The sequence below is a fragment of the Geovibrio sp. ADMFC3 genome, assembly GCF_054687035.1.
This window is the reverse complement of record NZ_BAAFZG010000002.1, coordinates 2085372-2111071: the sequence shown is the minus strand read 5'-3', so window position 1 is coordinate 2111071 and position 25700 is coordinate 2085372. Positions and strand designations below refer to the sequence as shown.

25 protein-coding genes are annotated in these 25700 nt (G+C 46.0%); 4 read left to right on the top strand and 21 right to left on the bottom strand.

From position 1 onward, the window contains the following. Positions 1–154 precede the first annotated feature (154 nt). The 21 genes from ACYRYY_RS10395 to ACYRYY_RS10295 form a co-directional block, all read right to left on the bottom strand. Positions 155–2191, bottom strand: coding sequence for a sodium-translocating pyrophosphatase (locus ACYRYY_RS10395; RefSeq protein WP_460215526.1), 2037 nt, complete (start codon positions 2189–2191; stop codon positions 155–157). A gap of 157 nt (positions 2192–2348) precedes the next feature. Continuing rightward, a complete protein-coding gene (gene pth, locus ACYRYY_RS10390) occupies positions 2349–2939 on the bottom strand; it encodes an aminoacyl-tRNA hydrolase (protein WP_460215525.1) in 591 nt (196 codons plus the stop codon). Further along, on the bottom strand, positions 2932–3882 hold the full coding sequence (locus ACYRYY_RS10385; protein ID WP_460215524.1) for a ribose-phosphate pyrophosphokinase: 951 nt from the start codon (positions 3880–3882) through the stop codon (positions 2932–2934). The genes pth and ACYRYY_RS10385 overlap by 8 nt, the downstream gene beginning before the upstream one ends. After that, the gene (gene ispE, locus ACYRYY_RS10380) at positions 3882–4730 is read right to left on the bottom strand and encodes a 4-(cytidine 5'-diphospho)-2-C-methyl-D-erythritol kinase (RefSeq protein WP_460215523.1); all 849 of its coding nucleotides are present in this window, start codon (positions 4728–4730) and stop codon (positions 3882–3884) included. Before ispE ends, ACYRYY_RS10385 begins: the two co-directional genes overlap by 1 nt. Further along, positions 4724–5374: a hypothetical protein gene (locus ACYRYY_RS10375; RefSeq protein WP_460215522.1), complete on the bottom strand. Its 651-nt coding sequence runs from the start codon at positions 5372–5374 to the stop codon at positions 4724–4726. Before ACYRYY_RS10375 ends, ispE begins: the two co-directional genes overlap by 7 nt. Next, positions 5349–6941, bottom strand: a complete 1593-nt coding sequence (locus ACYRYY_RS10370; RefSeq protein WP_460215521.1) for a tetratricopeptide repeat protein — start codon at positions 6939–6941, stop codon at positions 5349–5351. Before ACYRYY_RS10370 ends, ACYRYY_RS10375 begins: the two co-directional genes overlap by 26 nt. Then, positions 6938–8275 (bottom strand): acetyl-CoA carboxylase biotin carboxylase subunit, encoded by a 1338-nt coding sequence (accC, locus tag ACYRYY_RS10365; protein ID WP_460215520.1) that lies wholly within the window; start codon positions 8273–8275, stop codon positions 6938–6940. The genes ACYRYY_RS10370 and accC overlap by 4 nt, the downstream gene beginning before the upstream one ends. Before the next feature lie 10 nt (positions 8276–8285). Then, on the bottom strand, positions 8286–8759 hold the full coding sequence (gene accB / locus ACYRYY_RS10360; protein WP_460215519.1) for an acetyl-CoA carboxylase biotin carboxyl carrier protein: 474 nt from the start codon (positions 8757–8759) through the stop codon (positions 8286–8288). 10 nt (positions 8760–8769) lie between these two features. Further along, on the bottom strand, positions 8770–9339 hold the full coding sequence (efp, locus tag ACYRYY_RS10355; protein WP_460215518.1) for an elongation factor P: 570 nt from the start codon (positions 9337–9339) through the stop codon (positions 8770–8772). A 6-nt stretch (positions 9340–9345) separates the two neighbouring features. Next, positions 9346–10404 carry a M24 family metallopeptidase gene (locus ACYRYY_RS10350; protein WP_460215517.1) on the bottom strand — a complete coding sequence of 353 codons (1059 nt, stop codon included), beginning with the start codon at positions 10402–10404 and terminating at the stop codon, positions 9346–9348. Then, on the bottom strand, positions 10401–10826 hold the full coding sequence (gene aroQ / locus ACYRYY_RS10345; RefSeq protein WP_460215516.1) for a type II 3-dehydroquinate dehydratase: 426 nt from the start codon (positions 10824–10826) through the stop codon (positions 10401–10403). Before aroQ ends, ACYRYY_RS10350 begins: the two co-directional genes overlap by 4 nt. Continuing rightward, entirely contained in the window at positions 10823–12244 is a 1422-nt protein-coding gene (locus ACYRYY_RS10340; protein ID WP_460215515.1) for a tetratricopeptide repeat protein, read from the bottom strand. Before ACYRYY_RS10340 ends, aroQ begins: the two co-directional genes overlap by 4 nt. 1 nt (position 12245) lies before the next feature. Continuing rightward, the gene (aroB, locus tag ACYRYY_RS10335; protein WP_460215514.1) at positions 12246–13283 is read right to left on the bottom strand and encodes a 3-dehydroquinate synthase; all 1038 of its coding nucleotides are present in this window, start codon (positions 13281–13283) and stop codon (positions 12246–12248) included. Then, positions 13276–13785: a shikimate kinase gene (locus tag ACYRYY_RS10330; protein ID WP_460215513.1), complete on the bottom strand. Its 510-nt coding sequence runs from the start codon at positions 13783–13785 to the stop codon at positions 13276–13278. The genes aroB and ACYRYY_RS10330 overlap by 8 nt, the downstream gene beginning before the upstream one ends. 73 nt (positions 13786–13858) lie before the next feature. After that, on the bottom strand, positions 13859–15766 hold the full coding sequence (locus tag ACYRYY_RS10325; protein WP_460215512.1) for a transglycosylase domain-containing protein: 1908 nt from the start codon (positions 15764–15766) through the stop codon (positions 13859–13861). 22 nt (positions 15767–15788) lie between these two features. Then, complete coding sequence (locus tag ACYRYY_RS10320) at positions 15789–16376, bottom strand: XTP/dITP diphosphatase (protein ID WP_460215511.1); 588 nt, start codon at positions 16374–16376, stop codon at positions 15789–15791. Continuing rightward, entirely contained in the window at positions 16373–17089 is a 717-nt protein-coding gene (gene rph, locus ACYRYY_RS10315; RefSeq protein WP_460215510.1) for a ribonuclease PH, read from the bottom strand. The genes ACYRYY_RS10320 and rph overlap by 4 nt, the downstream gene beginning before the upstream one ends. 40 nt (positions 17090–17129) lie before the next feature. Further along, on the bottom strand, positions 17130–18035 hold the full coding sequence (locus tag ACYRYY_RS10310) for a septal ring lytic transglycosylase RlpA family protein (protein WP_460215509.1): 906 nt from the start codon (positions 18033–18035) through the stop codon (positions 17130–17132). Between the two features lie 151 nt (positions 18036–18186). After that, positions 18187–19083 carry a selenium metabolism-associated LysR family transcriptional regulator gene (locus ACYRYY_RS10305; protein ID WP_460215508.1) on the bottom strand — a complete coding sequence of 299 codons (897 nt, stop codon included), beginning with the start codon at positions 19081–19083 and terminating at the stop codon, positions 18187–18189. A 109-nt stretch (positions 19084–19192) separates the two neighbouring features. Beyond that, positions 19193–21202: an STT3 domain-containing protein gene (locus tag ACYRYY_RS10300; protein ID WP_460215507.1), complete on the bottom strand. Its 2010-nt coding sequence runs from the start codon at positions 21200–21202 to the stop codon at positions 19193–19195. After that, on the bottom strand, positions 21192–22691 hold the full coding sequence (locus ACYRYY_RS10295; RefSeq protein WP_460215506.1) for a leucyl aminopeptidase: 1500 nt from the start codon (positions 22689–22691) through the stop codon (positions 21192–21194). Before ACYRYY_RS10295 ends, ACYRYY_RS10300 begins: the two co-directional genes overlap by 11 nt. Positions 22692–22950: 259 nt before the next feature. Here ACYRYY_RS10295 and ACYRYY_RS10290 point away from each other — a divergent pair, with 259 nt between their 5' ends. Genes ACYRYY_RS10290 through tpiA form a run of 4 tightly spaced genes read left to right on the top strand, consistent with a single transcriptional unit; the run spans position 22951 to position 25689 of the window. Further along, on the top strand, positions 22951–23712 hold the full coding sequence (locus tag ACYRYY_RS10290; RefSeq protein WP_460215505.1) for a ParA family protein: 762 nt from the start codon (positions 22951–22953) through the stop codon (positions 23710–23712). Then, positions 23709–24554: a ParB/RepB/Spo0J family partition protein gene (locus ACYRYY_RS10285; protein ID WP_460215504.1), complete on the top strand. Its 846-nt coding sequence runs from the start codon at positions 23709–23711 to the stop codon at positions 24552–24554. The genes ACYRYY_RS10290 and ACYRYY_RS10285 overlap by 4 nt, the downstream gene beginning before the upstream one ends. Next, a complete protein-coding gene (locus tag ACYRYY_RS10280) occupies positions 24551–24931 on the top strand; it encodes a bactofilin family protein (RefSeq protein WP_460215503.1) in 381 nt (126 codons plus the stop codon). The genes ACYRYY_RS10285 and ACYRYY_RS10280 overlap by 4 nt, the downstream gene beginning before the upstream one ends. Next, positions 24928–25689 (top strand): triose-phosphate isomerase, encoded by a 762-nt coding sequence (tpiA, locus tag ACYRYY_RS10275; protein ID WP_460215502.1) that lies wholly within the window; start codon positions 24928–24930, stop codon positions 25687–25689. Before ACYRYY_RS10280 ends, tpiA begins: the two co-directional genes overlap by 4 nt. The last annotated feature ends 11 nt before the right edge of the window (positions 25690–25700 follow it).

Here is a 25700-nt window from a genome sequence, read left to right as displayed (position 1 = left end):
AAAAAAAGCAAAAGGTTAAGCACTGTTTTGTATTGCTTAACTTTAATTTTCTGAACATCCCGCCGCATGTACCAGCCTTTGTGCGCAATGAGCATGCAAAAAAGGCGGTCATTTCTGACCGCCTTTTTGGGAAAATTCTATTTTAGTTCGCTTATCAGCCTATAAGAAGAGGAGCAATGATAAGAGAAACAATACTCATAAGTTTTACAAGGATGTTCATAGCGGGTCCGCTTGTATCCTTGAAGGGGTCGCCTACTGTATCGCCGACAACTGCTGCCTTATGCTGATCAGAGCCTTTACCTGCACTGTTCCAGTCGCCTTTTTCGATAGCTTTTTTAGCGTTATCCCATGCTCCGCCGGCATTAGCCATAAGAAGAGCAAGAAGAACACCGGTAACAGTGGCACCGGCAAGCATTCCGCCGAGAGCCTCTTTACCGAGAAGGAAACCAACAACAACAGGGGCAAGAACCGCAACCACGCCGGGAAGTATCATCTCTTTAAGAGCTGCAGCCGTTGATATATCAACGCAGGTTTTAGGATCTGGCTTAACGCCTTCCCTGCCTTCGAGCAGACCGGGAATTTCCCTGAACTGGCGACGGATTTCATCAACCATCTGACCAGCTGCTTTACCAACAGAAGTCATTGTCATAGCCGCAACGAGGAAAGGCAGAAAACCGCCGACGAAGAGACCGATAACAACAAGAGGTTTAGTTATATCAATTGTGCTGATTCCCGCACTGCTTGCATATGCAGCAAAAAGAGCAAGAGCAGTAAGCGCAGCAGAACCTATAGCAAAGCCTTTACCCACAGCAGCAGTAGTGTTGCCGATTGCGTCAAGGCTGTCAGTGATTTTTCTTACTTCAGGTCCGAGTTCAGCCATTTCGGAGATACCGCCTGCGTTATCAGCGATAGGTCCGTATGCATCAACAGTCATTGTAACACCAACAGTAGCAAGCATACCAACAGCAGCGATACCGATGCCGTAAAGTCCTGCAGTTGTGTTAGCAACGAATATAGCAACGCATATAAGAATTACAGGAATAACAACGGACTCAAGACCAACAGCAAAGCCGTGGATGATGTTTGTTGCTGCACCGGTTTCAGAAGCATGGACAATCCTTTTAACAGGTGCCGCAGCAGTATAGTATTCAGTAACAAGACCGATTGCTATACCTGCAAGAGTACCTGCAAGAAGTGCCCAGAACACGCCTGCTTTAATTCCGTACATAGAGATTACGAAGTAAGCTGCTATGAGGAAAAGACCTGCGCCGATGAAAGTTGAATATCTCAGAGCAGAAGCGGGAGGAGTGTTTTTAAGGAGTTTCATGGAGAAAACGCCTACCAGAGAAGCCAAAAGACCGATAACAGCAAGACCAATGGGAAGAGCCATCATGTTCATTTTGAACATATCGAACGCCATTCCGGGCTGGCTCACCTGAAGGATAAGTTCAGGAGAAGCTGTTGCTGCGATGGCTATTGTAGCGATAATGGAGCCCACATATGATTCAAAAATGTCAGCGCCCATACCTGCGATATCACCCACGTTGTCGCCAACGTTGTCAGCTATAACGCCGGGGTTTCTGTGGTCGTCTTCAGGGATGTTTGCTTCAACTTTACCTACAAGGTCAGCGCCCACGTCTGCTGCTTTGGTATAAATACCGCCGCCCACACGTGCGAAAAGAGCGATTGAAGATGCGCCCATTGCGAAACCGTTGATGTATTTTGATGTTTCGGGGTCACCGAAAATCATGAACAGAATACCTACACCGATAAGACCAAGGCTCGCTACTGAAAGCCCCATAACGGCACCGCCGTTGTAGGCAACAGAAAGAGCGCTGGCCATTCCGCCTGTTCTGGCAGCTTCACTTGTTCTGACGTTAGCACGAGTGGCTGATTTCATACCGAAGAATCCTGCCGCTACAGAGCATATAGCTCCCGCAAGAAATGCGGCTGCGGTGTTGATTCCAAGGTTGGGAGAGAACAGCATAAGTACAAAAACTATTGCTACAAAGAAAGAAAGAACTTTGTATTCTCTGCCAAGAAACGCCATGGCTCCGTCATGGATCATGTCTGAAATTTCTTTCATTTTCTCGTTGCCGGCTGATTTGCTTTTGATAGAGTTATAAATAACAAAAGCGACAACAAGACCCACCACACCCAGTACAGGAGCGAGGTACATCATCATTGACATTTGGTCCTCCTTATTAAATTAAAATATGTTTTCGGTTTTCGCCGAATAACGGCTTTCACCGTTTAAACTTCTTTGACCTTAAGCAGTATGAAAAAAACTACATCCTGTGTTTTTTGCGTACACGCTCGTACCGTGATAAACACGGCTTTGCTTTTATTCAGTTCTTCCCCGGCGTGTCTGCATCATCAAAGATTGACTTGTTGTTATAAGTGTTCATAGCAGACTTCAAGCCGCCTTTGACAAATGCCTCTGCGGAGTCCGTACCCAGCTCCACAAACTTTTCAAGCTGTTCCTTGTCCTCAAATCTGCCGAGGACATGTCCAACAGTGCCGCCGCTTCTGCTTTTGCCTATTCCCATTTTCAGCCTGACAAACTTATCAGTGCCGAGAAGCTCAATTATGGATTTTATTCCGTTATGACCGCCGCTTGAGCCGCCGTTACGGAACTTGATCCGCCCGAACTCCATATCAAGATCATCCTGAATAACCAAAAGGCTTTCAGGTTCAATTTTATAAAAACTCATAAACGGAACGACTGACTGTCCGCTTAAGTTCATATATGTCATGGGTTTGAGAATGAAATGCTTTTCATCCGCGCGGAATTCGCCCCAAAGTCCTTTGAACCCGTCTTTAAACCCGCTGTTATAGCGTTCTGCTAGTTTATCAGCCACCATAAAACCAAGGTTATGTCTGGTTGCGGCGTACTGAACTCCGGGGTTTCCGAGTCCGACTATAAGCAGATTATTCATGCCCCATTTCAAATAGAGAACTGATGCTCTCTTTATGCTGTATTCTGTTTATAGCTTTGGCGAATATTCCCGCCACGCTGAGAACCATGATTTTTGAGTTCTGTTTCTCTTTCACAAGTTCCACAGTATCGGATATAATAACCTTTTCAAGCACGCTGTTGGTTATTCTCTCCATAGCGGGGCCTGAAAGAACGCCATGCGCAGCAGAAGCTATAACAGATTTCGCTCCGTGTTTCATTACTGCATTGGCAGCCTGAACAAGAGTTCCGGCAGTGTCTATCATATCGTCAATTATGATTACGTTTTTGCCTTCCACGCTGCCGATAACGTGCATAGCCTCAGCCGCATTGGGTGCGCTTCTTCTCTTATCGATTATTGCAAGAGAAGTGCCGAGGAGTTTAGCGTAGATTCTGGCTCTGGCAACACCGCCTGCATCAGGTGATACCACAACATAATCATCACCTTTCATTCCGTTATCTATCATGTACTTGACGATAACAGGAGATGAATAAAGGTTATCCACGGGTATATCGAAAAAGCCTTGAATTTGCCCGGCATGAAGATTCATAGTCATAACTCTGTCTATGCCGGATGTCTCAAGGAGATTAGCAACAAGTTTGGCTGTAATAGGTACTCTGGGTTCGGATGTCCTGTCCTGACGTGCGTATCCGAAATAGGGGATAACCGCTGTGATTGTTCCTGCGGATGCCCTTTTGAGTGCGTCCGTCATGATCATGAGTTCCATCAGGTGTCTGTCAGTGGGTGCGCTGGTTGACTGAACAACGAAAACGTCTCTTCCTCTCACGCTCTCATTAATTTTAACCCTTATCTCTCCGTCGCTGAAAGAGCCTACAGTAGCATCCCCAAGCCTGACGCCGAGTTCCGTGGCTATGCCTCCAGCCAGTGTTCTGTTCGCATTGCCCGAAAACAGAAGAAAATCCATCAACCTGCTCCTTTTATTCTTGATTTAAATACCGTAAAGTCGGCAAATTTTTCTTTGATAATGCTGCAGGCGCTAGAAAGCTGTTCATCCGTTCTGTAGATACCAAAAACAGTGGAACCGCTGCCGCTCATGAGAGCCCCGTCAGCGCCGGAATCAAGCAGTGTTGTTTTAAGTATCTGCAAAACGGGGTGCTTTGCGAAGACAGCCGCCTCAAGCCCATTGTCAAGCATGGCTAAAAGCTCCTCATAGCCCACAACGAGGGGCATTCTAGTCAGATCTGCCTTAGCCGTCAACTTCAAATTTCCGCCCCCGAATATTTCACCGGTGGGTACATGTATATTGGGATTTACCAGCAAAAGAGGCACAGACGGAAGCTCCGCCTCGCTGACTATTACTTCTCCCCTACCTTCTGCGTAGCACGGTTTATTATGGAGAAAATACACCGTATCAGAGCCTATTTCACCAAGTATTTCCGCCATATCGCAATATGAAAGTCCTAAGTCTGACATGTTGTTGACAGTTTTAAGAAAACAGGCGGCATTTGAACTTCCTCCGCCCATTCCTCCCCCTGAGGGGATGTTTTTTTCAAGGTTTATGCTGTATTTCTTTTTCAGACCATACCGGGAAGAAAGTATATCTTTAACTCTTATTATAAGATTTGAAGAATCCACAGGGATTTCCGGGACATTGCACACAAGTTCAGTGCAGTCCGCTTCATCTATGGTTATGGTATCGTGGAGTTCGGTCTGAGCGAAAAGAGTCTGAAGATCGTGATATCCGTCACTTCTTTTGCCGTTTATATGAAGAAAGATATTTATCTTGGCGTAACTTCGGACACTTATCACCACTGGAGCCCTATTTCAAGTATTTTATCAATACTGACAACCTTAATGGAAGACATTCTCCCGTTACTGTAGCCGTATTCATAAGTCATTTCACCCAGACGGATCTTCCGGATGCGCATATCGCTTCCTGCTTCAATTTCCGCATAGGGTTTGCTGAAAAGATAACCGTCATCCGTAAGAGTCATATCATATGATTCATCAGGTAAAGCATACGGAAAGCGCAGTCCCAGTATCAGACCGTCCAGCCCTCTGTTCTGCATAAAAAGTTTGATCTTTTCGCTGCTTTCCACGCCCTTTTCATATGCCTTAACATCACCGTATCTATATGTAATATCATAGATGATCCTTGAGAATGCGCCCAGAATCTTCATATCAAATTCATCAACGCATTTTTTATCAAGAAGCGCACGGAAGCGCACATCCTCGCCGGTTTTGCTGTCCTGATATATTACAGAAATGCGCCCTTTGTAAGAGCATATCTGTTTGTTTTCAGCTATTATATCAGCCGTAACAGTTTTTCTGTCAGTCAAAAGAAGCGGGTGTCTGGGAGCGCAGGAGACTCCGGCGGCAGTTATAAGGATAAACGCTGATATAGTTCTGACATAATTCTGAAGTGTTTTTTTATTTTCCTTTGAGAATATCATCAACCGACTTGTTAATCTCCAGCCTTTCCAGAATGGCTTTCATATGGTCACGGATCTCTTTTTCATCAGGGGCTTTTCGCAGGGCCCTTATCTGATAGCCGTAAGCCTCTTCATATTTCTCAAATCTGTAGAGAACCCATCCCATGCTGTCAAGATAAGCAGGATTTTCAGGGTCTTTCGCCAATGCGCTTTCTATGAGGGAATATGCTTCATCAAGCTTAATGCTTAAATCAGCGTAAGTAAAACCGAGAAAGTTCATAAGGGCGGCGTTGCCGGGATTAAGCTCCAGTGAGTCTTTCAGCACTTCAAAGCACTCATCGTACTTTTTCTGCTTTTCAAGAACAAGAGCAAAGTCTATCACCAGTTCAACGGAGGAAGGGTTTTCCTCATAGCCTTTTCTAAGCACTTCATAAGCCTTGGAAAGAGTTCCTTTTTCCTTATAAAGAGCCCCTGTTATGCGGTAATAGTCCACATCGCGAAGGTCGGCGGGAATTTTAGTAATAACTTTTATACCTTCATCATATTTTTTATCACGAAGACTGATAAAGCCTATGCGCTTTCTCGCCTCAACATAGTCAGGGCGCACCGCTAGAGCCTTACGATAGTTTTTTTCTGCTTCGGCGAACTTGTTTTCAAGCTCGTTTATAACTCCCATGGAGTAGAATACCTGAACATCCTGAGGAGCAAGTTCTGCGACCTGTTTGAAGTATATCAGAGCATTTTTATAATCGTCATCAGCGTAGTAGATACCTGCAATCTGCCTGAGAACGTATATTTTTTCACGTCCTTCCACCTTCGGCAGTATCCGCCTGAAAATTTCAAGAGCTTTTCCGCTATTGTCGGAGCGTTTGTAGATTTCAGCAAGTTTAAGGTCGGAAAGTACAAAATCAGGGCGCTTTTCGGAGAGGATAGAAAGGTATTTAACAGCCTTTTCATAGTTCTCCTCTTCTATATAAATCTCAGAGAGTCTGGCAGCTGCTCCAAGGTCTTCGTCAAGTTCATATGCTTTGAGATAATCGGCTTCTGCTTCTTTGAGCCGGTTATGATTACGGTGCAGATTTCCCCTCTCCACCAAAACCCTTGATGAAGGCTCATTTAACACAAGCTCATCCAGAATTTTCATCAGACCTTCTTCATCACCGAGAATTTTATAAATATCCGCCATTATGAACAGATATTTAGGGTCTCTGTCCGCTTTAAGTGCGTCTGCGGCAAAGATTTCAGCCATTCCGGCATCCCTGTAATGGAAAAGATAAAGCTGCGCCATAGCGAAGTTAAGTTCAGGATCGGCGGGAAAAGCATCAAGTCCTTCTCCAAGACGGAGCTTGGCTGTTTCGTACATCTGAAGTTTGATATAGAGGTCTGAAAGTTTGAGATAGATATAAGGATCGCCCGCAGCCTTTTTTATGCCTTCAAGCATCGATGTGGCTGTGTCAAGATCACCGTCATCAGCGGCATAGAGCGCCTCAATATAAACAGAGTCAACCTCCGCCTGTTCGATGGCGGAGGCTGACTGATTTGCGAATGTTAAGGTGAGTAAGAGAGTAAGCGGAACGAGTAAAAACCTCATCCGAAATACTTCTCTATGAATGCAGTTGTTACATCGCCTTTAATGAAGGCGTGGTGTTCAAGGATACGTTCGTGCAGAGGAATCGTACTTTTGATTCCGTCTATAACGTATTCGTCAAGCGCCCTTCTCATTCTCGCTATAGCCATATCCCTTGTTTTACCGAAGGTTATGAGCTTTGCGATCATTGAGTCATAATAAGGGAGAACCGTATAGCCCTGATAGCAGCTTGAGTCAACCCTTACTCCGAAGCCGCCGGGAACTATATAGCCGTCAATTTTGCCGGGGCAGGGGCGGAAGGTTTCGGGGTCTTCGGCGTTGATCCTGCACTCTATGGCGTGTCCCATGATTTTGATGTCTTCCTGATTGATGGTAAGCGGTTCGCCTGCCGCCACACGAAGCTGAAGAACAACAAGATCATAGCCTGTTATCATTTCTGTCACGGGGTGTTCCACCTGAATTCTGGTGTTCATCTCCATGAAGTAGAAGTTTTCTTTGTCATCCACAAGGTATTCGATTGTTCCTGCGTTTTCATAGCCCAGTGATTCAACAGCGGCTACGGAAACTTCGCCCATCTTCTTTCTTGTGGCATCACTGATAGCCATGCTTGGAGCTTCTTCCAGAAGTTTCTGGTGGCGTCTCTGGATGGAGCATTCACGCTCAAAGAAGTGAAGCCCTTTCCCTTTGCCGTCACCGAAGACCTGAATCTCGATGTGGCGGGGGTTTTCTATAAACTTTTCGATGTAGATCTCATCCGAGTTGAAAGCATTAAGACTTTCGGAGCGGGCAAGCTGAAAGCTGTTGAGGAAGCTCATTTCATTGAGCGCAACCCTCATCCCTTTTCCGCCGCCGCCTGCGCTTGCCTTAATCATAACGGGAAAACCGATTTCTTTTGCTATCTTAAGTGCCTCATCAGCAGAAGCCACAGCACCTTCACTTCCGGGAACCGTAGGGACTCCGAATCCTTTCATAACATCCTTGGCACGGGATTTATTGCCCATAAGGTCAATGTGTTCCGCTTTGGGACCTATGAATTTGAATCCGCATTCCTCGCAGATTTTGGCAAAATTGGCATTTTCCGCCATGAAGCCGTAGCCGGGGTGAATCGCATCCACATTGGCTATTTCGGCTGCGGCGATAATGCTTTTTATGTCGAGATAGCTTTTTGCTGACTGGTAAGGTCCGATACAGACCGCCTCATCAGCGAAAGCGACATGCAGAGATTCCTTGTCTGCCTCGGAGTAAACGGCAACAGTTTTGATGCCAAGCTCCTTGCAGGCGCGCAGAACTCTCAGTGCTATTTCACCTCTGTTCGCTACTAAAACCTTTTCAAACATAGCCCTTTCCTTAAACAGGCTCTGCTATGAAGATAACTTCGCCGTATTCGACAGGTTTAGCGTTCTGCCCTATTTTACGCACTATTTTGCAGTCGAACTCCGCTTCTATCTCATTCATGATTTTCATGGCTTCGACTATGCAGAGCGTCTGACCTTTTTTAACAGTATCGCCTTCTTTTATGAAAGGCTCTGCACCGGGTGAGGGAGCTTCATAGAATGTTCCCACTATAGGTGTTTTTATTTCTACCTGATTACCGGCAAGTCCGGTTTCCTTGCTTTCCGCGGCAGAAGCTGGAGCAGCGGCGGGTGCAACAGGTGCTGCTGGTGCCTGAGCGTAAGCGGTTGCGGGAGCAGCGGCAAAAACAGGTGTATCGTCTTTTTTGGAGATATAAACTCTCTCCCCGTTTTCTGTTTCGTATTCAAATTCTTTAATTTCCGACTTGTCAATGAAGCGTATCAGTTCCCTGATGTCTTTAAGTTCCAAAGTCTTCCTCCTATCTGGCAGACCTTACTCTTTCCATGTAAGAGCCTGTCCTTGTATCAATCTTGAGTACATCTCCTTCATTAATAAAAAGCGGAACCTGCACAACGCCTCCGGTGGAGACAGTCGCCGGTTTGGAACCGCCGCTCACCGTGTCGCCTTTGAGACCGGGGTCGGTCTGCGCTACGGGAAGCTCCACGAAGTTAGGGAGCTGAACTCCCATAGGCTTCTGGTTGAAGAGAAGTACGTAAACATTAAGGTTTTCGGGCATAAAGTCTGCAAGCTCGCCCACGTCACCTTCGGGCACAAATACCTGCTCATATGTTTCATTATCCATAAAGACATAGGATTCGCCGTCTTTATAGAGATACTGCATCTCTTTTTCTTCAAAGTCCGGCTGTTTTATTTTTTCATCGGACTTGTATGTTCTTTCAATAACGTTGCCTGTAAGAAGACTTTTTATTTTGGTGCGGACGTTTGCTCCGCCTCTTCCCATCTTTATATGAAGATATTCGACGATGGTGTAGGGTTCACCGTCAACTTCTATTTTTGCTCCTTTTTTAAACTGGTTCGGGGTAATCATCGGGCTTCACCTCTGAAGGATTTTATAAACGTAGTCTTCTAGCACAGCGGTAAGATTTACACAACTGTTTTCACTTACAACCACTGTGTCTTCAAGCCTTACGCCGAATCTGCCGGGAAGGTAAATACCCGGTTCAACAGTGAGTACCATACCCTGAACAAGAACCGTTTCGTCTCTGAAATTGAACGAAGGCGCTTCATGAACATTTATTCCCACACCATGCCCCAGTCCATGATTAAAGAACTCTCCGTAGCCTTTTTTTTCTATGTAGTCCCTCGCCGCTTTATCAACCGAAGAACAACGCACACCGGGGCGGATAACTGATTTCGCCGCATCCATTGCGCCTTTAACTATATCAGTTATCTCAAGCACAAACGGGTCACTTCCGTCATAGACTACTCTTGTTATGTCACTGCAATAGTTGAACCTGCAGCCGTAATCCACAGTGACAGGATCCCCTGAATTTATCACACGAGTTCCGGCTGTTCCGTGGGGGAGCGCTCCCCTCTCGCCGGAGGCTATTATTGTTTCAAAACTTCTGTCAGTTGCGCCCTTTTTTCGCATGTTATATTCAAGGATCGCCGCCCATTCGGTTTCGTTCATTCCGTAACGCCACTGTGACAGTGATTCCAGAAATGCGTTCCCTGCAACCTTGAAGGCATGTGCGATCAGCTCAACCTCTTCCCTGTCCTTCACGCTCCGCATGAGGCTTACCACATCTTTTGAATCAATGAGCAGCTCCTCTGCACTGTCCTTTAGCATAGTATAAAGATTAAGGGGGCATTTGGGGCTGACGGTTAACTGTCCTTTCTGCTTGGCAAGCTCACAAAGGGAAGTCCCGTAGGTTTTAACTATTACAGTTTTTATTTCGCTGCTGATTTCTGTTTTGATCTGCTCTTCGTATCTGCCGTCTGTAAAAAAAACAGCTTTTTCAGGTTCAACAAACAAATATGCTGTGCTTCCGGTGAAGCCTGTAAGGTAAAATATATCCGCCAGATCTGTGAGCAGAAGGTTTTTTAAACCTGTTTTGTTCATCATCCCCAGAAGACGTTCTATTCTTTTCATTTTGACTCCGCAAGGAAATATTCGAGAGCAAGGATGTACGACATCCATCCGAAACCGGCTATAACGCCTTTTGCAATATCGCTCAGGTATGATTTATGACGAAAATCCTCTCTGGCATATACGTTGGAAAGATGCACCTCAACAAAAGGTATCTTCACTGTCAGCAGAGCATCCCGTATCGCTATGCTTGTATGAGTGTATGCTCCGGCGTTGAGTATGATTCCGTCAAAACCTGATGCCTGCTGGATACGGTCTATGATAGCCCCTTCATGATTCGACTGAAAAAACTCCATCTCCGCCCTGCCGTCCGCTTTTTCAATAAGCTTTGTATTTATGTCAGTAAGGGTAAGCGTTCCGTAGTGCGTGCTTTCCCTTCTGCCAAGCAGGTTAAGGTTAGGTCCGTTTATTACAAGCAGTTTCATTTTTCCTCCTTCGAGGCTTGCTTTCTTTTTCTTGTTTTATTTATTACGCATGCGAGAGCATTTTCAAGGGTCTCCACCTGAGCTTCCACAAGCATTCTTTTAGCTTCCGCCAGTTTTTCCTGAGGGGAAAGCTGCCTGGGTTCGGGCTGTTCCGACGTGGCAGGTTCTTCAGGCTCTGCTTCGGGAAGAATATCTTCAGGTGCGTTGTCAATCTCCTGCTGTTCGGTGTCAGCGGTTTCTTCTGGGGATTCCTCCTGAAAAGAATCCTGTTCAGGTTCTGCCTCCGGTTCTACTTCCGGCTCCTGTACAGCATCTGCCTCGTTCAGTTCCTCAGGCTCAGTTTCTGCTTCCGGCTCTGCCATATGTTCTTCTGGCAGTTCCTCTGATTCATCATCAAATCCGTGTTCAGGTTCATCATGGATAAAATGCTCTTCTGATTCACTGTCTTCTATAAATTCACGGGGTTTATCCGCAATTATTTCATCGCCGTAAGAAGATGACCCAAAAGAAGAAAAGGCGTCTCCCAGCATTGACATAACAGCATCGTCTTCTGCTCTTGCTATCTCTGCGGCGAAATCGTCAAGCTCAATACGGTCGTCATCTGAACTTGCCCCCGGAAAAGTTTTTTCCTGTTTTTTTGCAGGTTCAGGCGGTTCGGAGAGAATATCTTCTTCGTCAAGACGAACCACATCGCCCTGAATTTCTTTTGATCTTATCTCATCATCCACACTGGCAAGAAGATTTTCTCTGATCTCTTCCTCAAAGTCTTCCCTGCCGAGGCTGTCCATATCAAACCCGTCTTCATCCTCCGCATCTTTTTCGGAGATCTGCTGAAGGGTCTTCTCTATTTCATCTTCCGCAAGGTCGTTATCTTCATATGTATCGTGGGAAAGCTCTTCTTTAACTTCATCGGCAAGTTCCCCTGCCATAGCCTCCACAAGATCACTGTCCCTGTCAGGGAGTTCGAGTTCATCGGCAGCCTGAAAGCCTTTTTCCAGAAGATTTTCAAGTTCTATAATATCTTCGCCGAGTTTTTTATCCTCCGGCGAAATCCTGTATGCTTTTCTGTAATACTCAAGGGCACGTTCAATATCGTTTTCTGCACGGTATATATCACCCATGAGCTTGTTTGCTTTGTAATTAAAACGGTTTACAAGGATAACCTGTTTAAGCAGCCCTTTTGCGTCCTCAACCTTGCCCTTGCCCATATATGCCTGCGCCATGACAGTTTTGGCTCCCAGAAGCTCCGGAAAATGCTCAAGACCGTGGGCGCAGTAGTAGATAACATCATCATATTTATTGAGTTTAAGAAGAGCCACAGAAAGAGGCATAAACAGCTTTGAAGCAGGATCCTCTTCCAGCTTGCGTGAGAAATACTCTATGTCATTAAGATATTTGGAACGGTTAATTTCGTCCATATCAGCCGAAAAAATCCTTTACAAGATCCGCTTTTATGCCGCTGACCCACTCCGCCTTGCCTATTTCAGGGGCAAAAACAACGGTGAGCCCTTTTTTATCCGCCTTTTTATCTGCGGAAAGGGCAGCAAAAAACAGATCTTTATCATTTATTTTATACTCTTTATCAAAACCGTAGGCATCGAGGATTTCAGACAGCTTCTTCACGGAATCCTCCGAGCAGTAGCCCTCTTTCAGTCCGAACATATTTTCCAGATACATTCCGGTGGCGACACCGAAGCCGTGCTTTACACCAAAACCGGAGTCAGTTTCTATTGCGTGTCCGAAGGTGTGTCCGAAGTTAAGGAGCTTGCGCACACCCTGTTCCTTTTCGTCCTCTTTCACCACTTCCGCCTTCATGCGGCAGCATTCGGTGATTATCTCCAGAAGAACATCCTGATTTCTGGCAATAACTTCCGCCTTCTTCTCCAGAAGCATATCAAAAAAATCTGCATCAAATATTGCGCCGTATTTCACAACCTCAGCCATTCCGTTGAGAAACTCATCATCATCGAGAGTCTTCAGAAAATCCGTATCAATATAGACAGCCTTGGGCTGATGAAACGCACCGATATTATTCTTTGATGTCAAGAAATTTACGCCTGTTTTCCCGCCTACAGAGGAGTCAACCATAGAAAGCAGCGTTGTGGGAACCTGAATGTAGTCTATGCCTCTCATATAAAGAGACGCAACAAACCCGCCCAGATCACCGGTTATGCCTCCGCCAACCGCAACAAGTTTTCCATCCCTGCGGCAGCCGCCGTCATGGAGAAATTCAAGCACGCTGATAACGGATTCGATGCTCTTTGCTTTTTCCGACGCCTCAAGCACAAAGGTTCTGCGCCCCTGAAAAAGCTCTCCGTAAAATGCGTAAACCGTTGAATCCGCCAAAAAAAACGCATCCTCGTAATGAGAGAGCGTATCCTCTATAAAACCGGATGAAAGGTGAATGTCATATGACTCATCCACCTGTTTTTCAAGATCAACGTGTATTTTACGCATTTTCCACAAACCTTATTATCTCTTCCGCCGCTTCAGATGGGCTCATCTCTGTGGTTTCCACTATATAATCCGTGTTGATGTAAAACGGCGCTCTGTCAAAAATCAGCTTTTTTATTTCATCAAGAGGACTTTCCACCTGCAGCAGTGGTCTGCCCTTATCATCTTTTATTCTCTCAAAAATCTGCTCCGGCGAAGCCATCAGAGTAATCAGACTGCCTGCCTGACGCATGATCTCCATATTTCCTTTGGTAACGACAATACCGCCCCCCGTTGACACAACAAGGTTTTTCTTCTCGGTAATCTCTTTCAGAACATCGGTCTCCATGCTGCGGAAGGCTTCTTCATCCATTTCATCAAATATTTCAGAGACTGTCATTCCGGATTTTGCCTCGACCATGGCATCAGTATCGCAGAATTCCATGCCGAGCTTTTCAGCCACAAGTCTGCCCACGGTGCTTTTACCTGTTCCCATAAAACCGATTAAATATATATTTTTTTTCATTTTCAAATCACCTTCCGCTGCGGAGTCATATCCACTACTTTATATCATTTTGAAGTATTTAGCTATATTTGACTTATCTGACGCATTCAGCAGGGAGATTATCAGTGCAGAGCGCTTCAGTGTAGCCTCGTTTTGAAGAGCATTTCGGGGTGATCAATCTGCCGTCTGCGGATGAAACTTTGCGGAATTCCACACCATCCGGCACAGGAAATACAGCTTCGTATCCGGTATCTAAAAGTTCTTTCTGCACCTTTGCCATAAGGGGTGCAGCCATTGAGCCCCCTGTTCCCTTGTCTCCCATGCTTCTGCTGTTGTCATATCCTACCCAGACAATGCCCACATAAGGCGGGAAAACAGCGGCTATCCACGCATCTCGGTATTCATCCGTTGTGCCTGTTTTGGCGGCGGTGCCTTTTGCCAGTTCTTTCCCTCTTGCTGTGCCGATTCTTGGCACGTCCTGCATTATGTAAAGTGTCTGGTAAGCCGCTCTGGCATCAAGAACCCTTGTCATTTCATTTCCGGGAAAAATAATCCTGCCGTCAGGGAACTCAACCCTGCGGATAAGCCCCCGCTCACGATACACCCCGTAATCAGCCAGAGTTCCGTAAACCTGCGCCAGATTAGCCGGAGTAACAGGAAAAACACCCAGAGGCATAGCGAAATAAGGGCGGACATCCGCCTTCATGCCCATTTTAACAGCCTCTTCCGCCACTCTTTTAAGACCTGTTTTCACAGCAAGCTGTATGGTGGCATTATTAAGGGAATAGACAAGTCCCTTGCGTGCAGGGATGTTGCCGAGGTAGAGTTCGTCAAAATTTTTCGGGGAGTAGCTGTTCCTCCCGATTTTATATACATGTCTCGTATCGTTCACAAAATCAGTGGGTTTCATACCGCTGTCAAATGCCGAGGCGTAGACTATGGGCTTAAAGGTTGAGCCGGTCTGACGGCGGGTGTAGTAGGCTCTTTTCAGGCTTTTGCCTTCCCTTGCCCCAGCCATGGCGACTATTCCGCCCTTCTCCACATCCAGAAGCACAAAGGCTGTCTGGAGCCTGTTATCCTTATCCGTCATGTATTCTGCAACCAGACGGCGGAGCATCTCAGTTTTTTCTGCATCAAAATGGGTATAAACCGTGCATGGTTCACCCGCCTCAACCCCAAGCTCCTTCAGTTCCTCCGCAACAGCCCGAAGATATTCTATCTCAAGCGGTTCGGGGTCCTTTGCCATGTTAAGCTTAATCCTGCTGTCTCTCACATCTGCATATTCGTCCCACTCAAGTACACCTCTCTGATAAAGAAGGTGCAGATAAATATTGGCACGCCTTTCAGCAGCGGCAAAATTTTCCATTGGTTCATAGAGAGAGTAGTCCTTAAGGAGAGAGAACAGAAACGCCTTTTCCTTTTGATTTGCCCTGTGAATGTTGCAGTTAAAGAATGTCTGTGCGGCTGCCTTGATACCGTATGTGCTGTCACCCATGACTATATTATCCGCATAAGCAGCGTACAGAGCAGGGAATCCTGCGGATTCCAGAAGCCTGTCTGCGGTGAGATAACGCAGCAGACGAAGGCGCAGACCGGTTACAGGCGAATCTTCAAGAAGCCTGTCCACATGGCTGTTTACAATGTAGCTCCGCACAGCTTCGGTCTCAATATTCATAAAATCGAGAAAATAAAGGTCAAATAATTCCTTGGGGAGAGGATAGCCGTCCAGTTCAAGATCAAGCACTCTGAACCAGTCCCTGAAAAGCCCTATTTCTTCGGAGGTGAGGGGTTCACTCCGCATAAAAGTGCATTTTTCCAGCAGAACCCCTGCTGAATCATAAACAGTGAACGATTGCCCCTGCCTGCTCTGATATGGTATGGAATAATCATCGGGGAGATAATGCTTAAAGAACATCACCTCACCCTTATAAAAAACAATGAGCCCGTAACAGAGTATTGCCGTCAGGACAGTCAACCCGCCGAAAAACCTTAACAGTCTCACATAATCACCTTATTGCAGACGGTTATTTTACCGCCAGATACTGCCGCAGAAGTTCCAGAGCACGGAACCTGTGGCTTATCCTGTTTTTTTCCTCCGGCGCATATTCCGCCAGAGTCCGCCCGTCAGGCATTACCAGAAGAGGGTCGTATCCGAAGCCGTTTGCTCCCTTCTCTGCCCTGCCGAGCATCCCTTCGCAAGTGCCTCTGAAAAGCATTTCTGTCTTACCTGATTTTGACAAGGCTATGGCGCATACAAATCTTGCCCTGCGCTCTGAATCAGGCACTTTATCTGCATTTTTTATAAGCAGTGCGTTGTTGTCAGCATCAGTTGCATTTTCTCCGGCGTATCTCGCCGAGTAGATGCCGGGCTCGCCATTGAGGGCATCCACGCATAGCCCCGAATCATCAGCTATAACATAGCCCTCAACCGCAGCGGACAGCGCATCCGCCTTTATTGCGGCATTTTCTTCAAATGTTGCGCCTGTTTCCTCGACATCAAAATCATTTTCTATAAACTCATAGGCGGAGCGGACATCAATATCCAGCCCGCCGAGTATTTCCTTTATCTCTTTAAGCTTATGTGTATTTTTAGTGGCAACGCAGAGTCTCACAGCTCGATCACCTTCTTCTGCGCCGCAAAAAGAGCATCCAGTCCCTTGAAACCCAAATCCAAAAGCTCATTAAGCTGATCACGCCCGAAGGCGAGTTTCTCCGCAGCACCCTGAATCTCAACAATTTTGCCGTCAGCACCTGCAACAAGGTTAAGATCCACCTCAGCCGAGGAATCTTCCTCATAGTTAAGATCAAGCATCGGCACTCCGTCAATTATACCTACACTGACAGCAGCAACAGGCTGAATAACAGGGTTTTCGGTGAGAACACCCTGCGCAAGCATTTTGTTAACCGCAAGCTGGAGCGCAACAAAACCGCCGGTAATAGAGGCTGTTCTCGTTCCGCCGTCCGCCTGAAGCACATCACAGTCTATGATGATTGTATTCTCGCCGAGCTTTGTCATATCAACCGATGCTCTTAAGGCTCTGCCCAGAAGGCGTGAGATCTCCTGCGAACGCCCGTCCACCTTGCCCTTTCTCGCTTCACGCTGATTTCTCGTGTGGGTTGATGCGGGGAGCATTCCGTATTCGCCAGTGACCCAGCCTGTGCCTGATCCCTTGAGGAAAGGGGGAACTCCCTCGCTGAATGTTGCGGTGCATATTACCTTGGTATCGCCGAACTCTATAAGCACAGAACCCGCCGGGTGCTTTATGTAGTCTCCGGCTATCCTGATCTCTCTCATACTGTCTTCCGCTCTGTTGTGTTTACGCATTAAGTTTTCCTTGTTAATTATTTATGGATAAATCTGTATTTCACTCCGTCACCACAAATGCTCTGGGATAACGGGACACCATCTGCTTCTTGCGGGCTTCTGCCGCTTCCTTTGTTCCGAAGCCGCCAACCTTCACCCTGTAATAAGTTGTTCCTCTGACTACAGCACGCTCCACCTTGCCGCTGTCAAATGTATCAGCAAGGGCTTGAGCCTGTTCTTTATCAGTAAATGATGCTATCTGCACTGCAAACATTGCGGTTGTTGTTCCTGCGTATGCCATGTTGGGCGAATCGGGGGCGAAATCATCTTCACTTTTTTCACCCGCCGGAGCGAGGAGAACCACACGGACTTTTCCAAGACCCTTGTCCTTTATGCCTATCTGCTCTGCTGCCTTTTTGGAGAGGTCAATTATCCGCCCTTCCACATGGGGTCCTCTGTCATTTATTCTGACATTAACTTTCCGCCCGTTTTCAAGGTTTGTAACTTCAACACTGCTTCCCATGGGGAGATTTTTGTGAGCGGCAGTCATTGCATACATGTTGTAAGTTTCGCCGTTTGAAGTTGGCAGCCCGTGGTCAGGTCCGCCGTACCAGCTTGCTATGCCTTCCTGTTCAAAGGTTTCCACGTATTTCAGCCTGTGATACGTCTCACCGCGAACCACATAAGGCTTGTCATACACAGCTCCGGTAATTTTTGCATCAGGAGGTATCCTGTGATCATGCTCCACCTGCTCCGTAGTCTTAGGAATAAATACAGTATCAGGTATTTTCGGAGAAGGTGCAGGGAGAGGTTCGGGCTTTTTCTCAGCTTCGGGCATAACAGGGGAGTCCACAAACGCATGTATCTCATCATCCGGTACATTATCGTAAGATCCTGACGGTGCAGGCTGTTTCGGCGCACAGGAAACGCACAGAACAATGAAAAGAATACCAAGACCAAGCCTCATAAAAATCCCTCTGAAAAAGTATATGAAATTTATACTAACCCGTGCATGCTCCTTTTGTACAGGGTAGTTTGCACATTCAGTCTAAAGACTGCCGGAGGTTAAAGAAGTTTTGAAAAAGAAAAGGCGGCTCAGAAGCCGCCTCAGAAGGTTTTTATTCGCGCGCATGTTTAAGAAGGGTATCGATGAAGTGCTTCATCAGCTTCTTATTGGTGCGTTTTTTACTGTAAACAACGTAAATCTCTTTTTCTACAACAAGGTCAGTAATGGGGATAGCCTTAATACCGCCTCCGCATTCATCCTCAGAAAGAGCCATCTGACTCATGAAAGCTATGCCGAGCTGACGTTTAACCGCATGCTTGATGGAGTAAGTTGAACTGAGCATAGCCACGGCATCAAGAGATTCAAAGTCATAACCTTTCTGTTTAAAAGCATGCTCCACAGCAGCTCTTGTTCCGGAACCCATCTCCCTTATGATGAAGCTTTCCTGAAGGATCTCCTCAAGAAAAACGCTGGCACGGTCAAAAAACTTATGGTTCTTATGAACTATAAGAACAATTTTATCCCGCAGGAGAACCTTGTACTCAAGATCTTTTTTAGGGATCTTCCTTGCCACTATAGCAAGATCCAGTATGCCGTCAGAGAGCCTCTGCACAACATTCTGCGTCCCGTTTATATCCAGAGTAAAGAAGGTTTTAGGATACTCCTCCTTAAACTTCCTGATAACTTCGGGCAGAATGAATTCGGCGGGAACTGTGCTGTAACCGATATGAAGGTGTCCGCTTATTTCATTAAGGAACTCTTTGATCGCTTCCTGCGAGCGCTCACGCAGGTCGAGAATATCCACTGCATAAGGGTAGAACACCTGTCCGGCTTCCGTGAGGATGACCTCTTTGGAGAGCCTGTCAAAAAGTTTGACACCGAGCTGTTCTTCAAGGGTGCTTATGTGAGTGGAGATTGTCGGCTGGCTGAGAAGAAGCTTTTCTGCCGCGCGGGAAAAGGATTTGTATTTTGCAACATATACGAATGCTTCTATTTGTTTAAAATCCATGGGGAACTCCTTGAAGTGATAGTGCTGATAAGTATATTATCAGCACTATATAGATAAAATCAATACTTCTTTTGAATTCCCTGTCATTTTAACAACAAATTCTTTACATTCAGCGTCCGTTAACTACAAAAGCCCTCATAAAAGGCACTGAGTTAAAAATTTCGGTAAAGCGGGAGCTATCAGCATTGCCGATAACAAACATCTGCACCATATTTGATCTGAATGCTTTCTCATCCAGAATCATAAAATCAGTGGAACCTGATTCCCATCTGCTTTCAATGAGATGCACCCCGTTGGCATAGGGAAACTCACGGGAATTAAACAGTTTTCCGTTTACCGTAACAGTATGGCTCAAAAGCGGAAGAGATGAGTTAACTATCCCTGTGGCAAGGTTTATTCTGTCTTTGCCGCAGATTACAACGTCCCCCTCTTTCTGGGTGCAGCGCATGTTGATTATGGTAAAAGGAACGGACTTGCCGGTCTCGAAATCCCATGTGCCGAGCTGGCTGATCGCACCCATTTTATAGAGCATATCCCTGGTGAAAAGGACAACATACCTGCCGCCCTGAACCGGTATTTCATTTTCCGCAGCCATAGCTGATATATCCTGCGGGGTTTTATCTTCAGACAAGATACGGTCTATGCCTGTTCTGCCTTCAGTGGCAAGGAAGGCAATAGTGTTGTAGAGTTCCTCCTGACTGCTTGATGAAAGAGACTTTGCCACGTAATAGGTTTTGGGAGTTCTCTGGGTCATGCCGTCATGAAAGGTTGTAAAACCTGCGTATTCGTAAGCCAGACCGTAATCCCACCATGAATAGATAACTGCGTCCTGCGGAGCAGCCTTTTTCAGCTCCCTGATCTGCTTATATATCCCCACTTCTATTGAAGGTGACGGATTGAAATCAAAGGAGGAGTTATAGACAATCAGCATAAAAGCCGCCGCAACAGCAGTAGAAACAGCATATTTAATCTGTTCACGAAGTTTCACCCTGTCTTCAAAAGCCTTGAAAAGCAGATAAATACCATAGCCCAACCCTATGCCCACAAAAGGTGTGAGAAACATGCCGAACCTGTTTGAGCTTTTGAATACCATGAGCCCCAGAACGAACACAGGCGCAAGAGGAAGCATTCGCCTGAAATTAAACAAGCCGCAGACAGCAAAAAGAACAAGTCCCGACACTGAGAGAGCTTTAAATGGAGTCAGGCTCACAAGAACCCTTGAAATTTCCGTACGCCTTGCCTCTGTTATTGTGGCATAAACATCTGGAAAACCAGCGGCTATGCTGCCGCTTGGTGTTATATAAACTGCAAAGAAGTCAAAAATATGATGAAAACCATAGAAAAGCTGAATGGGATTAGCAAAAAGAGCAAACAAGGCAACCGAAACTGCTGTTTTCTTGATGCCCGCTTTTGATAAAAGCAGAACAAGTACGAAAACACCCAGATAAGCCACTGTTATTCCCGGATGTTCATACCACCAATAAAACAGCCACATGGAAAGTCCCGCAAGGACGGAATGGATATACAGCCTTTTTGAATCCTTAGCCTCCGATGCCAGCAGCATGAAAAGCGAAGTCAGAAACGGGAAAAACAGATTCATTGCATCCGTGTCCACCCTGCCTATAGCAGTGCGCACGAGATAGACTATGCCTATCGAACCGGCAATTCCGCCGGCTATGCCTGCGGGAATCATTCCGGTAAAGTAAAAATACAGCCCAAGGGGTATCACAAACAGGGACGCCAGAAAAGGCAGAAGATAAACCGCAGTGCGGTATATATTTCCGTCGGAAAATACGGAAAGCTTGGCAATAAGCCAGCTTATCATAGGTATTGTTTTATGTTTTGATCTCTCGTCCGGATAAAACATCAGCGGATCATTATCTGACGGATAATACTCCCCTTTTTTATACTCATCCGCATAGCGAAGCCACTTGTAGGAATCCAGTGTGGTCATCTGGGGCATTTTATCCACAAAGTAATACTCCTTGTGTTCACGCCACCTTTCAAGCTGAATATACCGCAGCCCCGCCGACATAATAAAAACAAGGACAACAGCGGTCAGAGCCGTTGTCAGCCCTTTTGCCGCTCCGCCTTTAAAGAACGATGTATCAATTTTCATTTTTGCAATAATACCTTTCTATAAACTCCAGAAGAAGCCTTATACCGAAACCTGAGGCATGTTTTCCGAAAACAGGGTGTTCTTCTTCAAGGTATGCGGGACCTGCGATATCAAGATGTATCCATGGCCAGTTGTCCACAAACTCACGCAGGAACAGAGCCGCTATGGTTGAGCCCGCTTCCGTTCTCTGTCTTGCTATATTACGGAGATCGGCGATATCGCTCTTTATCCTCTTTTCATAAGTTTTAAGCAGGGGAAGCTCCCATATATCCTCACCTATATCGCCTGATAAATCGCTGATATTTTTAGCAAGGAATTTTCTGTTGCTGAAAAGCCCCGCACAATGGCTTCCCAAAGCAACTACACATGCCCCGGTAAGGGTCGCCACATCAACAATCACTTCAGGGTCAGTCTGCGTTGCAGTATACAGAGCATCAGCAAGGATCAGCCTGCCTTCTGCATCAGTGTTCAACACCTCAACGGTTTTGCCGGAGGCAGAGGTTATAACGTCTCCGGGTCTGTAGGCACTGCCGCCTATCATGTTTTCCACAAGGGGTATATATGTTCTGATATTTACAGGAAGTTTCAGTTCACGGGCAAGTTTCGTAACAGCATAAACCGTTGCCGCACCTGCCATATCGCACTTCATTGTTTCCATGCTTCCCGTGGGTTTAAGGTTGCTGCCGCCGGAATCAAATGTAACACCCTTGCCGACAAAAGCTACATGCTTTTCATTTTCAGGGTCGCCTTTATAGTCAATTATAACAAATCTCGGTTTGTTGACACTGCCCATGCCAACAACATCGATAAGATTAAGCCCTTTTTCCTTTATCTCCCTGTCATCATAAACAGTAACACCGAAATCATCCCCCTCTTCTGCTTTAACAGTTTCGGCGAAGATAGCGGGTGTCATATCCATAGGGGGAGTATTGATGAGATCCCTTGCCAGATAGACATTCTGAAATATGGTTGCCCATCTTTCGGCACCGGCGTCTATGAATTTTTTCAGCTTAGTGAAGGTGGTGATAACCTCAACCTCTTCAAAGTCGAAGCTCTCTTTTCTGCTTTTGTATCTTTCAAAGGAATAAAGACCGAAAAACAAACCTTCAAGAAAGCTTTTTGTGTAGCTCCCCTCTTTTTTTTCAGCATATATATCTTCAAATGACACAAGGGAAAATGAGAAAAGTTTATCTTTTCTGATAATTTTTGAAAACTGAGCGCCAAGCTCAAGATAATACCTGTAATCTTCCGGATCTTTCGGCACGTTTACCAGAAAAATTCTTTTCAGCTTCTTTTTCATATCAATGTAGAAGCTTTTTATTTCTTTATCCTCAAAGTTAAAATAGTCGGAATTGACTATATTGGCGATTTCATCGTCTATTCTTTTACCTGTGAGCAGCTTAAGTGAACCCATATTTTTATATACGGGGATGATAACAGCCTCTTTCCTTGAATTGAAAGCAGTCTTTTTCCTGCATGATATTTTCATTAACTAACCTCGTCATTACAAAAAGCAGGCATATTAATCGGTAAATTGCCTCTAAGCGGATTTATCCGCTCTTGAATTATATTAGAAATTCAAACGTTTTCAACATATTTGAAAAATTTCTCCTATTTATAATAAAAAAGTGCGGTCTTTGTCAGCTAAAGCTCTGGAAACTGCCGTATTTTAAGGGTTTCAGGTTATTTACCCTCTTCCGGTGATTGATCTTGATTTTTGTACACGGATTATCTAATGTATGAGTTCTATGGGAAAAATAATCGCAATAGCCAACCAGAAGGGCGGCGTAGGAAAGACAACTACTGCCATAAACTTAGGCTCATCACTTGCCTTTGCCGAAGCCAAAGTTCTGCTTGTGGATATGGACCCTCAGGGGAACGCCTCAAGCGGAATCGGGTTTGAAACCAAGGGTGAGTACGCCAGTGTTTATGACGTCCTCATCGGAAATGCTGATATAGAAGAGGCAATACTGCCCAGTAAGGTTGATAATCTTGATCTGCTCCCCAGCAACATCAACCTTACCGCTGCGGAAGTTGAGCTTGTTACCGCCCTTTCGAGGGAAACAAGGCTGAAAAAACAGCTCGAAAAAATTAGAGATAAATACAAAGTGATTCTCATTGACTGCCCTCCGTCACTGGGGCTTTTGACTGTTAACGCCCTCACAGCGGCGGACTCCGTGCTTATCCCCCTCCAGTGCGAATATTATGCTATGGAAGGTTTGGGGCAGCTTCTCAACACAATACGCCTGATAAGGGAAAGCCTGAACGAAAACCTTGCCCTTGAGGGAATTCTGCTGACTATGTACGATCCCCGCAATAATCTCTCCAAAGAGGTTATGACCCAAATCGAGGAATTTTTCAGCGAAAACATGTTCAGAACCATAGTTCCAAGAAACGTCAGACTCTCCGAAGCACCCAGTTTCGGGATGTCCATCATAGAATACGACATAAAATCTAAAGGAGCGGCGAGCTACATCGACCTCGCTAAAGAGATACTTCCCAGATTATGAAAAAGAACGTTCTAGGCAGAGGGCTTGAATCCCTTATACCGAAAAATGAAACAAAAGCTCCTGTTGGCGAGATTGACCTTGCCTTCATATATGCAAATGTGAACCAGCCGAGAACCCGGTTTGAGCAGGAACCTCTGGACGAACTTGTGGCGTCAGTCAGGGAAAAAGGAGTTATCCAGCCCATAGTCCTCACAAAGACGGACGAAGGCTATTTGATAATCGCCGGCGAACGCCGTTTCCGTGCCGCAGGGCTTGCAGGTCTGAAAAAAATCCCCGCCATTGTCAGAAATGTTGACAGCGAAGCGGAAAGGCTTGAACTAGCCCTCATTGAAAATGTCCAGAGACAGGACCTCGGAGCATATGAGCTTGCCGCTGCATATAAAAACCTCATGGAACAGCACGGCTACACTCAGGAAGAGGTGGCAAAAGTAATCGGCAAAAGCAGAAGCGCAGTCGCCAATACACTGCGTCTTCTGAACCTTCCCCCTAAAGCGCTTGAAGCTATGAAGGAAGACCTGATCACAGAAGGGCACGCAAGAGCCCTCCTCGGTCTTGAGGATGATAAAAAGATAATCAGTGCGCTTAAAAAAGTCATAGAAGGCGCACTCTCCGTCCGTGAGACAGAGCGTCTGGTTGCCAAGCTGAAAAAAGAGCCGGTGCAGAAAGCAGAGCAGCAGCCCGAGGCGGATGTTTTCCTTATGGGGCTGAAAGATGAACTGGAAGAGTTCTTCAAAACCAGAATCACACTTAAAACAGCCAAAAACGGCGGAACAATAGAGATTAAATACAGCTCTGAAGATGAGCTTGACCGAATCATAAAAAGAATCAGAGGCGAAGAATGATCAAAGGAAAAGAAGACAACGGCGGCATCGACGCTTTTCTCGGCAAGAACACCACTTTCAAAGGCACGCTTATCTTTGACGGGCTTGTACGCATGGACGGCAATTTTGAAGGAAACATAAAAACAAGCGACACGCTTGTCATTGCTAATTCCGGCAACGTAAAAGCCGAAATAGAAGCAGGACAGGTTAAAATATCCGGCAAGTTTGACGGAACAATCACTGCAAAAACTAAAGTGGAACTTTATAAGCCGGCAAATGTCACTGGAACAATACGCTCCGCCGCCATACAGATGGAGGAAGGCGTGGTGTTCAACGGCAGCCTTGAAATGGGTGAATCCCTTAAAACCGCTGCTCCCAAAAAAGGTGATGCGGAATGATGAAGCCCTACATAGTCGGCAACTGGAAAATGAATCTTGACGCAGCAGAAGGAGCCGAACTTGCAGGAAAACTCCTTCACGCAAGCATAGATTACGACACCGTGGATGTGGGTGTTGCTCCGGCGTTCCCTGTCCTTTACCCTGTTAAGCAAACCATCGCCAGCAGCAAAGGCAGACTTGCGGTTGTGGCACAGAACGTGTCAGCCGAAGAAAAAGGAGCCTTCACCGGGGAGTCCTCCATATCCATGCTTAAATCTGTGGGAGTTACTTCCGTTATTATCGGTCACTCCGAACGCAGACAGATATTCGGTGAAACCGACCAGCTAATCAATAAAAAAGTACGCCTTACCCTCAGCCACGGGCTTGATGTTATTCTCTGTGTAGGGGAAACTCTCTTTGAGAGGGAGGCTGACTCCCACTTTGAAACAGTTACCGCACAGGTGGCAAAAGGGCTGAAAGACGTGCCTGTTGACAAAATAGAGCAGGTTACTGTAGCTTATGAGCCCGTCTGGGCTATAGGAACAGGGGTAAATGCAAGCCCCTCAGATGCGCAGGCAATGCACTTCCGTATCCGCGAAATGCTTAAAAGTCTCTACGGACCGGTAATAGCAAATAAACTGAGAATTCTCTACGGCGGCAGTGTCAAACCTGACAATGCAAAAGGGCTCATGAATCAGCCCGATATAAACGGAGCGCTGGTTGGCGGAGCAAGCCTGAAGCCTGAAGATTTTCTCGGTATTATAAATTCCAGCAAATAAAAGAGGTCGTT